General features: G+C 35.7%; 13 protein-coding genes. 10 read left to right on the forward strand and 3 right to left on the reverse strand.

Going from position 1 to position 13,135, the window contains the following annotated elements:
• The first annotated feature begins 45 nt into the window (after positions 1–45).
• The 5 genes from AC5YGI_RS00705 to AC5YGI_RS00725 all read left to right on the forward strand — a co-directional run bounded on the left by AC5YGI_RS00705 (position 46) and on the right by AC5YGI_RS00725 (position 3,693).
• Positions 46–759, forward strand: coding sequence for a nucleotidyltransferase family protein (locus AC5YGI_RS00705; RefSeq protein WP_330744985.1), 714 nt, complete (start codon positions 46–48; stop codon positions 757–759).
• Positions 760–767: 8 nt separating this feature from the next.
• Positions 768–1,520, forward strand: coding sequence for an LOG family protein (locus tag AC5YGI_RS00710; protein WP_110008400.1), 753 nt, complete (start codon positions 768–770; stop codon positions 1,518–1,520).
• A 58-nt stretch (positions 1,521–1,578) separates the two neighbouring features.
• Entirely contained in the window at positions 1,579–2,049 is a 471-nt protein-coding gene (locus tag AC5YGI_RS00715) for a DUF6702 family protein (RefSeq protein WP_227941116.1), read from the forward strand.
• A 276-nt stretch (positions 2,050–2,325) separates the two neighbouring features.
• A complete protein-coding gene (locus AC5YGI_RS00720) occupies positions 2,326–2,877 on the forward strand; it encodes an inclusion body family protein (RefSeq protein WP_110008398.1) in 552 nt (183 codons plus the stop codon).
• Between the two features lie 351 nt (positions 2,878–3,228).
• Positions 3,229–3,693: a hypothetical protein gene (locus AC5YGI_RS00725; protein WP_496167293.1), complete on the forward strand. Its 465-nt coding sequence runs from the start codon at positions 3,229–3,231 to the stop codon at positions 3,691–3,693.
• Positions 3,694–3,808: 115 nt separating this feature from the next.
• On the opposite strand, the gene AC5YGI_RS00730 is transcribed toward AC5YGI_RS00725, so the two are convergent.
• Positions 3,809–5,215, reverse strand: a complete 1,407-nt coding sequence (locus AC5YGI_RS00730) for a DUF5689 domain-containing protein (RefSeq protein ID WP_330744983.1) — start codon at positions 5,213–5,215, stop codon at positions 3,809–3,811.
• A 26-nt stretch (positions 5,216–5,241) separates the two neighbouring features.
• The gene (locus AC5YGI_RS00735; RefSeq protein WP_496167294.1) at positions 5,242–8,118 is read right to left on the reverse strand and encodes a carboxypeptidase regulatory-like domain-containing protein; all 2,877 of its coding nucleotides are present in this window, start codon (positions 8,116–8,118) and stop codon (positions 5,242–5,244) included.
• Positions 8,119–8,365: 247 nt separating this feature from the next.
• Between AC5YGI_RS00735 and AC5YGI_RS00740 the strand changes: the two genes are divergently transcribed.
• The 4 genes from AC5YGI_RS00740 to AC5YGI_RS00755 all read left to right on the forward strand — a co-directional run bounded on the left by AC5YGI_RS00740 (position 8,366) and on the right by AC5YGI_RS00755 (position 11,366).
• Positions 8,366–9,556, forward strand: a complete 1,191-nt coding sequence (locus AC5YGI_RS00740) for an endonuclease/exonuclease/phosphatase family protein (RefSeq protein WP_496167295.1) — start codon at positions 8,366–8,368, stop codon at positions 9,554–9,556.
• 51 nt (positions 9,557–9,607) lie between these two features.
• Positions 9,608–10,027, forward strand: a complete 420-nt coding sequence (locus AC5YGI_RS00745) for a DUF6146 family protein (RefSeq protein ID WP_330744981.1) — start codon at positions 9,608–9,610, stop codon at positions 10,025–10,027.
• 250 nt (positions 10,028–10,277) lie between these two features.
• Complete coding sequence (locus AC5YGI_RS00750; RefSeq protein ID WP_330744980.1) at positions 10,278–10,541, forward strand: hypothetical protein; 264 nt, start codon at positions 10,278–10,280, stop codon at positions 10,539–10,541.
• A 57-nt stretch (positions 10,542–10,598) separates the two neighbouring features.
• A complete protein-coding gene (locus AC5YGI_RS00755) occupies positions 10,599–11,366 on the forward strand; it encodes a GLPGLI family protein (RefSeq protein ID WP_330744979.1) in 768 nt (255 codons plus the stop codon).
• A 133-nt stretch (positions 11,367–11,499) separates the two neighbouring features.
• On the opposite strand, the gene AC5YGI_RS00760 is transcribed toward AC5YGI_RS00755, so the two are convergent.
• Complete coding sequence (locus tag AC5YGI_RS00760) at positions 11,500–12,096, reverse strand: superoxide dismutase (RefSeq protein WP_330744978.1); 597 nt, start codon at positions 12,094–12,096, stop codon at positions 11,500–11,502.
• 280 nt (positions 12,097–12,376) lie between these two features.
• On the opposite strand from AC5YGI_RS00760, the gene AC5YGI_RS00765 reads away from it, so the two are divergent.
• Positions 12,377–13,126, forward strand: coding sequence for a 4-hydroxy-tetrahydrodipicolinate reductase (locus tag AC5YGI_RS00765; RefSeq protein ID WP_330744977.1), 750 nt, complete (start codon positions 12,377–12,379; stop codon positions 13,124–13,126).
• Positions 13,127–13,135 lie beyond the last annotated feature (9 nt).

Here is a 13,135-nt window from a genome sequence, read left to right on the forward strand (position 1 = left end):
ACAAAGTATTATCATTCATCAATTACCATTTATCAATTATAAAAAATGAAAGCTCTAATTTTCGCAGCAGGGAAAGGTACCAGATTGAAACCTTTTACAGATCACCATCCGAAAGCTTTGGCAAAAGTGAATGAAGTTCCACTTCTCGAAAGAAATATTAATTACCTTAAAAGCTTCGGAATAAAGGATTTTGTTATCAACATTCATCATTTCGGAGAACAGATTGTTGATTTCCTGAAGAAAAACAATAATTTCGGATGCAGGATTGAAATCTCTGATGAGACCAGCGAACTGCTGGAAACAGGTGGCGGCTTGATATTTGCAAGAAAATTTCTTGATCACGGAGAAGATTTTTTAATCATGAATGCTGATATTCTCACCGACCTGAATATCAATGCACTGGTAGAATACCACAAAAAGATAAAAGATTTTGCTACTTTAGCGGTTTCGGACAGAGAAAGTTCGAGAAAACTCCTTTTCAATGATGATATGGTTTTGAGAGGCTGGCTCAATGTGCAAACCGGAGAGCAAAGACTGGCTGAATTCAATAAAGGTTTTAAGGCCCTTGCTTTCAGCGGAATTCATTGTATTAATCCTGTCATCTTTGAAAAAATAAAAAGAACAGGCAAATTCTCTGTTATGGAAGAATATCTGGATCTGATGCAAACCGAGCACATACATGGTTTTGTACATGACAGTATTCTTATTGACGTTGGAAGACCATCATCCGTAATAGAAGCCGAAAAACACTTTAAATAAATTTTGCAATGGAAATTGATGAAACCAGAGATGAAAGCTTAATAAATCCGGAACTTGATATTAACGAAACAAAACTACATAACAGTTTCAGACAGAAAACCTGGGATGAAACAATCACCAAGGACAGCTGGATGGTCTTTAAGGTCATGGCTGAATTTGTAGACGGCTATGAAAAACTGGCTAAAATCGGTCCATGTGTTTCTATATTTGGTTCTGCCCGACTGAAGCCGGAGAACAAATATTATGAAATGGCTGTAGATATTGCTGAAAAGATTACCAAGCTAGGTTTCGGAATTATTACCGGAGGCGGCCCGGGGATCATGGAAGCGGGGAATAAAGGGGCTTTTAATGCTAAAGGAAAATCCATAGGCCTTAATATTGATCTGCCTTTTGAACAGCATTTCAACCCTTATATCAATAAATCTTATTCCATGAATTTTGATTACTTTTTCGTGAGAAAAGTAATGTTTGTAAAATACTCTCAGGGATTCGTAGTAATGCCTGGAGGATTCGGAACGCTGGATGAACTCACGGAAGCGATGACTCTGATTCAGACCAATAAAATTGGAAAATTTCCAATCGTTTTAGTAGGAAGCGAATTCTGGGGAGGATTACTGGATTGGTTTAAGGCAACTCTGTTAAAAGAAGGAATGATTGCCGAAGATGATCTTGAACTTTATCGTGTGGTAGATACTGCTGATGAGGCTGTAGCACATATTAAAGCATTTTATGACAAGTATTCTGTGAATGTAAATTTTTAATTGGCATATTATTTGTGACTTATAACGAACAACTATGATTGTAAATCTATTAATTAAGATGAAAAAACTTTTATATATATCAGGAATTTTAACATTTTTTGTGTTAATGAGTTTTATGTATGTAGACTTTTTCTCTTCAATGACCAAAGTGGACTATATTGATGGAAGCAAGACATTGAAGTTTACCACAAAAATGAATACAAGCCATATCTCTGACGCTATTAAAATCAACCCTAATACGGCAGGATTTGAAGCAGAGGTAAAAAAATATGTGAACAATAATTTTGATGTATTTGTCAATGGCTCTCCTAAAACGATTACCTTCACAGGAAGTCAGGTCAGCGGAGAAACTGTATGGGTATATTTTGAAACCGGAGGTGTTTCGGATATCAATACCTTAAAGATTAAAAATACGATCCTTTTAAGCGCTTTTCCTAAGCAGATCAACATTGTCAACATTGCCTATAAAGGCAGCCAGAAAACAATGAATTTTCAGAGAGGAAAAGAAGTGAACGAGGTTTCTTTTTAAACGAAAATTAGATTTAACCATTATAAAATGGGTACCCTGGAAAGTCAAATTTTTCAGGGTATTTTTTTGGGCTGATAAAAAATCACTACAAAGAGATTAATTAAGTACAAATACCTAATCATAAATTTCAGCATTTTCACTCTACTATTTTCATTTTCAGCAGTATACATTTGTATTGTAATTACATCCAAGAAGGTGAAGCCGGATTCACTTAAATAACGGGGCGGAATCTGAAAAGCCAGACGAGTAAGAAACACCAGACAAAAACTAAATATCATGGAAGATATAGAACTAAAATCATCCAGTCAGGAAATTGATGTCCTGATCGTTATTGACACAGATTATGTAAGATCTACTTATCCAAATCCAAGTAAGGATCCTAATAATCCTACAGGAATTGATCATAACAGTCAGCATATGATCGTTTCAAATGCCAACGCTATTTCCGGACAGGGCACAGCTGATCTGAACTTCAGTGCGAGAGCCGGAGATATAGTTTCTTTCAGAGGAACATCAATCTATCAAAATTCTGATGATGCTGTGATCATCTACAATATTAAATACTGGTCCGGTGATCAGGTTTTTAACAGCTTTATGTACAATTCTGTTGAAAGAAGACAGGCTGCGGTACCTAATTTAAATTCTCAAAACGGTCTTCCTGCCGCCAGCGCTGATATTACTTTTGCGAGTATCGACTCTAAAGTAAAAGCTACAGGAACAGAGAATTTCTATGTACAGTTTGGACTTTATATTTTAGATCCGAATGACAGTAACAAACAGATTCTGTACGGTTACTTTTACTGGGATCCAACGATTACGGTTAAATAAAAGAAAATAAAAGACACTGCATCTAGATAAACTGCGGTGGTTTTTGCTTTTTAATATCTCAAAATCCCGTAGACCATAAAATTATTGCAAGATATAGTTCACTAATATTAAAATCAACCTTAATGTGGAAAAATTTCAAGAGGCAAAATATATGACCGATAATTTTAATGTATTTGTTAATGAAACTCCTAAAATGATTACCTTCACAGCAACTACAAGCAAAGTTCCTACAGCGTAGCAATCGCAAATATTGTTATTAATACTGGAAATATTATATGAAACGTTTGTACAAACTATTGCTAAACGACGCAGGAAATATTGTTAATCAGGAAGTAAAATAATTTTTATTAAATGAAGAGAGAGAATAAGGTTTTAATAATAATAATAATAATAATCTGTGGCATAGGTTGGATCATCTATTTTTTAAAGTATAAGGCTATAAGCCCGCCAACCGCAATAATACTTAAAAATGCCAAATATACTGTAGGAGAAATTACTTCCGTTTATTATGGAGACAGAGCACGTAAAAAGGGAAATGATTTTACTTTTAGTTATGAGGAAGGAGTTATTAGAAATGCTCATCAAGACGGAGAATTTATTTATGGGCGAAAATATCTCGTTGTTTATGACTCTATGAACATCAGAAATGGATATCTGATATTAGACAAGTTTGATATTACTGATTCTTTAAATAAATATCACATCTATAAAAATTATGATCATTATAATGTTGGATGGCCATTGTCTGAAATACCGTTTAAATGGGATAAGAGTGACATTGATCAGGAAGTAAAGATGCATCTGAGAAGTGAATAAAACTATAGTTTTGATAAAACCAATCTCCAAAACATAAAAAAGGCTGTTTTCAATTGTGAAAACAGCCTTTTTATTTAGGACTAATCAGTCGTCTTTAATAAAAAATACCAATGTATTATTCAATTTTGATATTATCAATCTGAAGATCATACACTCCACCATTCCCGGTTTTGATAGCAAACATATCTTTTCCGGCTGTAGTGTTAATATCTGCAATTCCTGTAAGGGTAAGCTCAACTAATCTCCACTGTCCATTTGTATTGATAGAACCGTTGTAAGAGTTAGCACTTTCTACTCCTAAAGTAGCACCAGTAGAGAATGTTCCTAAGTTGAATACATAGAAGCCTCCACCTGCTTTATATACGTTGAAAGAAAGACTTTTCCCTGTTGCAGTACCTTTGATATACATTGTAATTCTTTTTGGTACAGCTGGTATTCCTGTTGCAGCAACAGATGTAAATACATAATCGTTAGCTGTAGGAGTACCTTTGATCTGAAGTGAATTTGTACCATTGTATCCCAGGCCTAGGCCTTGTGTAGCATAAGGCTTAAGTCCGAAATTGTTTACACTTGATAAGAAAGTTGTCCAGCTTTCAAAATCTGAACCTGCGAAAAGGTTTACAGCAGAAGCAGAAGGAGCATCTGGTTCACCAGGATTGAATCTTGGATTAGAGAAATTAATATCATCAAGAGTTCTGATATAAGCCTGATCTGTGAAAATAGTTGCGTTACTTGAACTTGTAAAACGGCTCAGAAGAAGAACGATATCACCACTTTTTTCATATTTAGGAGAGATGGGAGATTTCGCAAAAGTTGCATAGTTGCTGAAACGAAGGTCTAATCTACCCGCTTTTTTATCAGTAATATAACGATCTCCTGTCCCTGATTCATCCGCAAAAGTTTTTGTCAGTTCAGGCTCTTCAAACTGAACATTTTTAATTTTCACAAGCTGATTGATGTGAGCACCATTCTTCAAAGCATCAGCGATAGAATTAAATTCTAATGGCTTTATTGCGGTTACTACAGCCTTTTGTCCGTCACAAACTCTTGCCATGTAATTGGATAGTTTATTAGGATTAATTCTACCGATAGAATAATTAGGATCAAAAGAACCTACTTTAATGTTGCCATTAACTCCCTGAACGATCAATCCTTTCAGGTTGATTCTTACTAAAGATCCGGTAGGATAATCAAGATACTGATTTCCGCCATCGATGTCAATTTCAATCCCTTGCGTCGGATTTTCAGGCTTATCCTGAAGGAACATCATTTTATAGATATTTCCTGATTCATCACTTGAAGAGACATATGCTTCAACAATATAATCTTCTTTAATGATATCAGCTTCAGTTGGTTTTGCTTTTGCAATAGTAGCAAGATCTGTTAACGGGTGATTAGCTGCTGCAAATTTGTTGGTACATTTGATTTCCGGCACCTCATAATCATCAGTTTTTACACAAGATGAGAAGGACAGCATTGAAATAGCACTGAAAATCGCCGCTTTAAAATATATATTTTTCATTGTTTTCGATTTTTAATTTTAGTTTTTTAGAATCTGAATTGAAGATTAACAAAATAAGATCTACCCTGATTATACCAATACTTTGGAGCGAATACCATATTTCCGCTGTCGTAATCATTCGCATAATCAATATAGTTAACGTTTCTGGTCTGCTCAAATCCTCCTGTAATATAATTTCTGTTATTAAGGATGTTATTAACCGATGCAGACACCAATACATAATACTTACCAATCATCCAGGACTTCCCTGCATTGACATTGAAGAAGAATGCTGAAGGAAGCTTTGTAGGTGTAAGAACTCTTGCAAGTTCTTCATCAGTTACCTGATCATAAGGAACTCCAGGTGTGTTAGGATTGGTATAGAATCTTGCGGTTCTGGTTACCGGAGATGGGTCTAAGAATGAATGCCCGAAATAATTCCATGTTGCTCCTACCCACCAGTATTGAGGACTGCTGTAACGAAGACCTAAAGTATATGCCTCCTGAGGAGTTCCGCCCTGTCTGTAATTTTTAAGCGTTGCTTCCCCCATATTGGTATAAGACCTTGATACGATATTTCCGTTCCCGTCAAGCTCTCTGAACGTTCCAACAGCATCAGATGCAAAATAAACGGTAGGATTATTAGTATACGTGTATTGTCCTAAGCTTAATAAACCACTTGCCGTTAAAGTAGGCGTCACTTTTACCTGTGCACCAAGTTCAATCCCCATATTTCTCTTATTGGCTCCTGCCAATACCTGCGTAATGAAAGCACCATCCTGAACCGGAGCCTGATCACCACTCTCAGTAAGGTTTGTCAGTTTAACTCCCTGTGCGAAATATCTTTGTACACTTGTTTCGTTTTGGGTATTAACAAGATAACCGGTCAATCTAAGTTTAACAATCGGAGTAGAGATTACATAGCTCAGGTCGTTGGCATCAACAACAACATTTTTGATACCAGGAGTGGTAACACCACTTACTCTTGTATTAAAGTAAATATCATTCAGGAAAGGAGACTGCGAGAAGTAAGCTCCGTTGTAAACCAGGAAGTTTCTTCCATTGATTTTATAAGTAACCTGACCTTTAACACCTGCATTCCAAAAATTCTGATCTGCACCTTTACCATAAGAAGACTCATACAGATAGTGTTGGAACAGTCCTTCTCTGCTGTTTGTCGTGTAACCGAATAATCCCGAGATGAAAACATCAAATTTTCCTGTGGAGAATTTGAAAGCGGGGTTTATTTTGAATTCCTGTCTTCTGAAAATATAGCTGTACCCGATTTTATCACCCTCTCTTTTGGCAACATCAGTATCGCTTTCTCTTGTATTGAATTTTCCCCAAACACTTCCTGCCGTGGTGTTGGATGCAAATGGATCCATATTCAGGGCAAAATCAGCACCCAGAAGGTCATTTACTTCTCTGTACTGCTCAGATCTGTAATTCTGATAAGATAAATTTAAAATAAAACGGGAAGTATCGGTGAAGTTATAAGTATAGTGAGTAGATACATTCCATACTTTATCGTCTTTCACATCATCCACAAGATAGTAAGCGGCTCTTCTTCCGCCCAATAATGCATTGTATTCTACATTTCGGTTGGCATTATAAAGATTATCCCAGTTGATCTGTGTGTGTGACTGGTCATCATTAGTCCACCAGTCTCTTGTGATTCCGATATTGGCAGCCTGCTCAGGAGACGGATTTGTATAGTTTAACCAATAACTTGGTAGATTACGGTAATACGTTGGAGACGGGTTATTGGCTCTGTACCAGTCCAGTCTTGAACTATATTCTTTCCCAAATTGGTAAGAAACAGACGTCCATAGCTGAGAGTTTTTATTGATTTTCCAGAAATCCTGCAATTGAATCATCGGCTGGAAACCTCTTTTCACTCTTTCATTTCTTTTATCTCCGTTTTGCCATCCCCAATACGAGTTGTAATGAACACCTCTGAAGTCGTATACTTCCTGGGTACTTGGACTTGAAGAACTTCTTGCATATTTGGACCCAATGGCATTTAAAGTCATGGTATGACTATCACTGAATTTTTTTTCAATACCAAGATATCCACTGTATGCATCATAAGCAGTACCATCCTGGATCCCTTCCTGTGCCCATCTTCTGGCAATCATTCCGGTAAATGCCCATCCGTTCTTGTTCATTCCGGAAGAGAATCTGTAAGATAATCTGTTCCTGTAATTTCTGTTGGTCAGGGAGTACGTCAACTGACTTCCTTTTCTGTACTCGCTGGCTTTTGTATTCTTATAAAATACTCCGGTAGTTCCTCCGAAAGCATATTCTGAAGGGGCATGATTAGCTGCAATTTCCGGATAACGGGTAATTTCGTTCAATCCTCCCCAGGTGCTGAAATCTACATCTCCATTATCTGCAGCGGCCATCGAAACCCCATTGATCATATTCTCACCTGTTCTGCTGTCAATTCCTCTAGGACGAAACCAGTAGGGACCTAAATCAAAACTTGCCATTCTGTTGAAAACATCCTGAGATGACTGTAATAGCCCTACGGTTGCAGTTTGTTGTGCACCGCCACCGTCACTTTCCCCGGAATCTTCTATGATAGCCAACCCCTGATCTGCACCATTTAATGCAGAATAAAGGGTAATTACTCCAAGATCTTTTCTTTTCTCATCACTGGTTACGTCAAATTCAAAAATTTTAGTTTCAAAATTGGGTTTTGTAACCATAATCTGATAATGTCCGGGCATCAAATCCGTAAATTGGAAATATCCGATTTTGTCTGCCTTTGCATCATTTCCTGCTCCTTTTAAATCTACACTTGCCTGCTCAACGGGCTTGCCTTCCGCATCCTTAAGATACGCAAACACTGTTGTCTGCGCATAATAATAGGACGCAGGCAGCAAGGTAAATAAAGAGATCAATGATAATTTTTTAATCATGAGTATATTTATTTTTTTAATACTTTTATTGTTAATTTTCAACAGTTTAAAAGTTGGGGGCACAAATTTAAACAAATTTTGCAATCCAGAACTTTTTTAACGTATTTTTTTCTTAACATTGCAATCTTTTAAGAATCATTATAAAAGAGAGATTCGAATTACTGCTTTTAAATTTACAAATATTTAAAACGCAGTGAGTTAAAAAAAAGTAAATTTGTAATTAATAGAATAATAAAACTCCAAAGTGATGAAGAGATTTTCGAGTCTGTTTGCCCTGTTTATTTCGATCGTGGCATTCTCCCAACAACAAGGAAAACTGAGAAAAGTAGCAACCGTAGGTTTCTTAAATGTAGAAAACCTTTGGGATACTATTCGTTCAGCAGATTATATAGACGGAACCAAGGATATTAAGAATCCGGCATTCCACAGAAGTATTCCTATGGATTCTATTAAATTTCTTGAAGCTGAAAAATATGACGGGCCATGGAGTGACGGGGCCTTAATTGGTAAAAAAGCAGTCAGAGAACAAGGCGGTTCTGAAGAATTTACCCCAAAAAGCCCAAAGAATTACGGAAGTAAAATTTATAAGGCAAAACTGGCTAACGAAGCTAAGGTAATTTCTGAAATGGGAGCTCAGTATACCAAAACAGCTCCTGCAGTAGTAGGCTTAATTGAAGTTGAAAACAGACAAGTGATTCAGGATCTTGTGAACGAACCTGCCCTAAAGAAATATGATTACGGAATTATACACTACAACTCTTATGATTACCGAGGAATCGACGTCGCACTGATCTATCAGAAAAGAAGATTCACGCCTACCAATTCATTAAAAAAAGAACTGGTTATTTACGGTGACAACGGAAGAAGAGAATATACAAGAGATATCCTTGTGGTAACAGGATTCTTAGATAATGAAAAAGTAGCATTTTTCATGAACCACTGGCCTTCAAGAAGAGGTGGTGAAGCCATTTCTCTACCTAAAAGAAATGCAGCTGCAGCCTTATTAAAACAACAAATGGACAGTGTAAGAGCTGCAGACCCAACGACGAAGCTTTTCGCAATGGGTGACTTTAATGATGACCCTGTAAGCCCAAGTTTAAAAAACCACCTGAAAGCTCAGGCAAATCCAAAAGACCTGAGCGAGGAAACACCTTATCTTAATCTGATGTATCCTTTATATAAGAAAGGAGTTGCTTCTCTGGCTTATCAGGACGCTCCTAACCTTTTTGACCAGATTATTGTTTCTAAAAATGTAATTTCAGATCAGGTGACTAAAGAATATTCTGTGTATAAAACAGAAATCTTTGCCCCGGCTTATCTCGTTAATAAAGAAGGAAATTATAAAGGATATCCTTTCAGATCCTGGAATGGAGACCAGTTCACAGGAGGCTACAGTGATCACTTCCCGGCATTTGTAGTTCTTCAGAAAGAACCATAAAAAATTTAGGCACTCTTATTGGAGTGCTTTTTTTATATATATATTTGTGTCATGAAAAATATTATTTTATTAGTAATGATTGCATTGGTCCCTTTCAGCTGCTTTTCTCAGGAAACGCCGAAGAAAGATAAAGAGCACCATGAAATGAAGCCTTCTAAAAATGAAGACGGAGAATGGGACCTTACCGTTATCGATACCCAATTTGATTATTTTCTAAATGCTGTTGCCAAACCGATCAGCCAGTACTCAGAATCTTATCTCAAGACAAAAAATACTTTTTTGGTCAACGAATGGAACAGTTATTATAATTCCGGCAGATACAGAAATATTATAGAATCCGGAATCGATTATGATCCAAAAGAGAATTACGGGATCAAGTTTGAATACAAATTATACCAGGTTTTTGTCTATGTAAACTGGAAGTATAAGCTAAGATTGAATGGATTATCCGGAAGCGATGCAATAAGATAAATTTAAAACATCCTCAATAAAAAGGTTCAAAGTAATTTTGAACCTTTTTTATATAAATGCTGTTTAAATTCCATTGAAATACTCAATAGAAAGTCTTTCTTAATAGTATTTCGAATTTCCGTAGTAAAAATACAACCCTTTAATTTAACGATGCAAAAACAACTAGAAAACAGAGACTTAACATAAAAAAATAGTTCACGAAAAATTGATTTTATTTTATATTTTAGTAATGAATTTAAAAAAACTCATTATGAAAAAAATTATTTTATTAGCAGCTTTCGGAGTTGCTGGATTAGTAAATGCTAAAAGCACAGTAGCATCAAATCTTTATTCCAAGGTTACAGAAATCAAAGAAGAGGAAAAGGAAAACAAAGTAAAAGCATTTGGATGTATACAAGTTTTTGTTCAAACATCTTGCGGACTTAATTCATACACAACATGGTGTAGCGAATGGGGAACCGAGTGTTTAATGAGCGATGCAGAAGCCGTTGAACAAATTAACTGTCATCAGTAATCAAAAAAATAACTCAGATAGTAAATAAACTATCTGAGTTCTATAATTATGTAAAAAATGAAAAAATTATTACTACTATTTATTATTAGCATAACAACTTTCATTCAAGCACAAGAAGTGAAATCAAGTACCGTATTTTATTATAAGTACACGTTCATGCGTGATTCCTTAGATAAAGACCGGAAATTTGAAGAGACGATGGTACTACTTTCAGATGGTAAAGAATCTATCTATAAAAGCTTCTCAAAAATGCGTAGAGATTCAATCGTACAAAGCAACTTTGACAAAGGAAATTACACTATAAACTTTGCTTCCATGCCTCAAGCAAGGGTAAATCATGAGGTATTTTACAGTATAGACAAAAAAATAAAAGTACTTGATAAAATTGTCAATAAGTTTTACGGATATCCCGCCGAAACAATAAACTGGACAATAGAAAATGAGAAAAAGAAAATAGGTGAATTTAATTGTCAGAAAGCAGCTTGTATGCTCGACAACAGAAAGTTTACAGCTTGGTTTACTTCTGACATACCATCTCATGACGGACCATTTCGATTTAAAGGACTCCCAGGACTGATTGTTGAAGTGTATGATCTAAACCATTATTTTACATTTAGTTTGGTTGGTGTTAAGAAACAAAGTTTGAATATAACCTTACCAAAAAACTTTATTGAAACAACAAAAGCAAATTTCATTAAAGAAAGAAACGATTTTTACGCTGATCCTGCTGGAAAAGCTAAAATGTATATGGGGAATAGTGTTCAATTAGCAGACCCAAAGGTTATTAACGAAAAATTTAAAAAAGACAATCTATTCATAGATTAAAAGACAAAGGAGACTGTCTAAAAGCACCTTTCTCTCAGACTCTTGTGTGACAAATTTTGTCATTTAAGAAATTCTCAGAGTGTTGGTCTACCTTTTGAGACAGTCTCCTTTTAATTTTTATAATAGCTGAAAATTATTTATTGAATAATTCCTCTACTTTATCCCAGTTTACTACATCAAAGAACGCAGAAACATAGTCAGGTCTTCTGTTTTGGTAGTTTAAATAATAAGCATGCTCCCAAACGTCTAATCCTAAAACAGGAGTTCCTTTAACGTCTGCTACAGGCATTAACGGGTTGTCCTGGTTGGGTGTAGAAGAAACAGATACGGAACCGTCAGCATTTTTTACCAACCAAGCCCATCCTGAACCGAATCTTGTTTTAGCAGCGTCAGAAAAATCAGTTTTGAATTTATCAAAACCTCCGTAGTTTTCAATAGCCGCTTTTACATTTCCTACAGGCTCTTTGCTTCCTCCGGGAGTTAAAATTTCCCAGAATAAAGAGTGGTTGAAGTGACCTCCTCCATTATTTCTTACAGCTGGCTTGTCAGTCCCTGTCTGGCAGATTTCTTCAATAGTTTTTCCTGCTAAATCAGTTCCTTCAATTGCTTTATTTAAATTGTCAATATATGCCTGGTGGTGTTTTGTATGGTGGATCTCCATAGTTCTTGCATCGATCGTTGGCTCTAATGCATCGTATGCATATCCTAGTTTTGGTAATTCAAATGACATAATCTTTATTTTTAATGTTATAATTCAAAATTAGCCAATATTTAAGGGATTATCAAGGATTCTGGATTACTTTAATAAATCTTTAACATTGATATATTGATTTAGAATGAATTAAATTGTAATCAATTTTAATCTCATCAAAAAAAGCTCTTCATTGTGAAGCCTTATATCCTATTCAAAGCATCGTTTATTTTCAATTTCGTAACTTCCACAATACGAAGTAAATTTTTATACAAAAACACTTCCATCGCTGAATATTTAACCTTATATACTTATTATTATGAAAATTGGACTTTTTGGATTCGGAAAAGCAGGAAAAGCTGTAGCCTCAGTTATTCTTCAAAACAAAGATCATTCTCTGCAATGGATCTACAGAAAATCAAGCAGATCATCTGCCAGAGATGCCGCAGATTTTCTTGGGGTGGAAAGTGATGATCCCGGTCATTTTTATTCAGAGAAAAAAATGAGTGTGGAAGAATTACTGGAAGAGCATCCCGTAGATGCCATTATCGACTTTTCATCACAAGATGGAATTTATACTTACGGAGAATCTGCCGCACAAAAGAAAGTAAGAATCATATCCGCCATTTCACATTATTCAGATAAGGAAGTGCGTTTCCTGAATAAACTGGCTCAGAAAGCCACTATATTCTGGTCACCTAATATTACTTTGGGTATTAATTATCTGCTTTATGCCGCTCAGTTCTTAAAAAAGATTGCTCCTTCTGTAGATATTGAAATAGTGGAAGAGCATTTTAAAGATAAACAGGGAATTTCAGGAACAGCTATCCGTATAGCAGATGTTCTGGATTTGAAAGATGAAAAGATAAATACGATCCGAGCCGGGGGAATTGTAGGAAAACATGAGGTTATTTTCGGTTTTCCATTCCAGACGGTAAGGCTTATTCACGAGTCTATTTCAAGAGATGCCTTTGGTAACGGAGCTTTATTTGCTGCCGAACATCTGATCAATAAAAAACCAGGCTTCTATAAATTTGAGGATTTATTACATCCTTATTTCAAAGTATAGAAGCCCGGC

The organism is Chryseobacterium sp. CS3K3.1 (genome assembly GCF_059515165.1).

Bases quoted from the DNA above. Each gene is read 5' to 3' on its own strand.
- AC5YGI_RS00705 (WP_330744985.1), top strand. From the start codon at position 46: ATGAAAGCTCTAATTTTCGCAGCAGGGAAAGGTACCAGATTGAAACCT.
- AC5YGI_RS00710 (WP_110008400.1), top strand. From the start codon at position 768: ATGGAAATTGATGAAACCAGAGATGAAAGCTTAATAAATCCGGAACTT.
- AC5YGI_RS00715 (WP_227941116.1), top strand. From the start codon at position 1,579: ATGAAAAAACTTTTATATATATCAGGAATTTTAACATTTTTTGTGTTA.
- AC5YGI_RS00720 (WP_110008398.1), top strand. From the start codon at position 2,326: ATGGAAGATATAGAACTAAAATCATCCAGTCAGGAAATTGATGTCCTG.
- AC5YGI_RS00725 (WP_496167293.1), top strand. From the start codon at position 3,229: ATGAAGAGAGAGAATAAGGTTTTAATAATAATAATAATAATAATCTGT.
- AC5YGI_RS00730 (WP_330744983.1), bottom strand. From the start codon at position 5,215: ATGAAAAATATATATTTTAAAGCGGCGATTTTCAGTGCTATTTCAATG.
- AC5YGI_RS00735 (WP_496167294.1), bottom strand. From the start codon at position 8,118: ATGATTAAAAAATTATCATTGATCTCTTTATTTACCTTGCTGCCTGCG.
- AC5YGI_RS00740 (WP_496167295.1), top strand. From the start codon at position 8,366: ATGAAGAGATTTTCGAGTCTGTTTGCCCTGTTTATTTCGATCGTGGCA.
- AC5YGI_RS00745 (WP_330744981.1), top strand. From the start codon at position 9,608: ATGAAAAATATTATTTTATTAGTAATGATTGCATTGGTCCCTTTCAGC.
- AC5YGI_RS00750 (WP_330744980.1), top strand. From the start codon at position 10,278: ATGAAAAAAATTATTTTATTAGCAGCTTTCGGAGTTGCTGGATTAGTA.
- AC5YGI_RS00755 (WP_330744979.1), top strand. From the start codon at position 10,599: ATGAAAAAATTATTACTACTATTTATTATTAGCATAACAACTTTCATT.
- AC5YGI_RS00760 (WP_330744978.1), bottom strand. From the start codon at position 12,096: ATGTCATTTGAATTACCAAAACTAGGATATGCATACGATGCATTAGAG.
- AC5YGI_RS00765 (WP_330744977.1), top strand. From the start codon at position 12,377: ATGAAAATTGGACTTTTTGGATTCGGAAAAGCAGGAAAAGCTGTAGCC.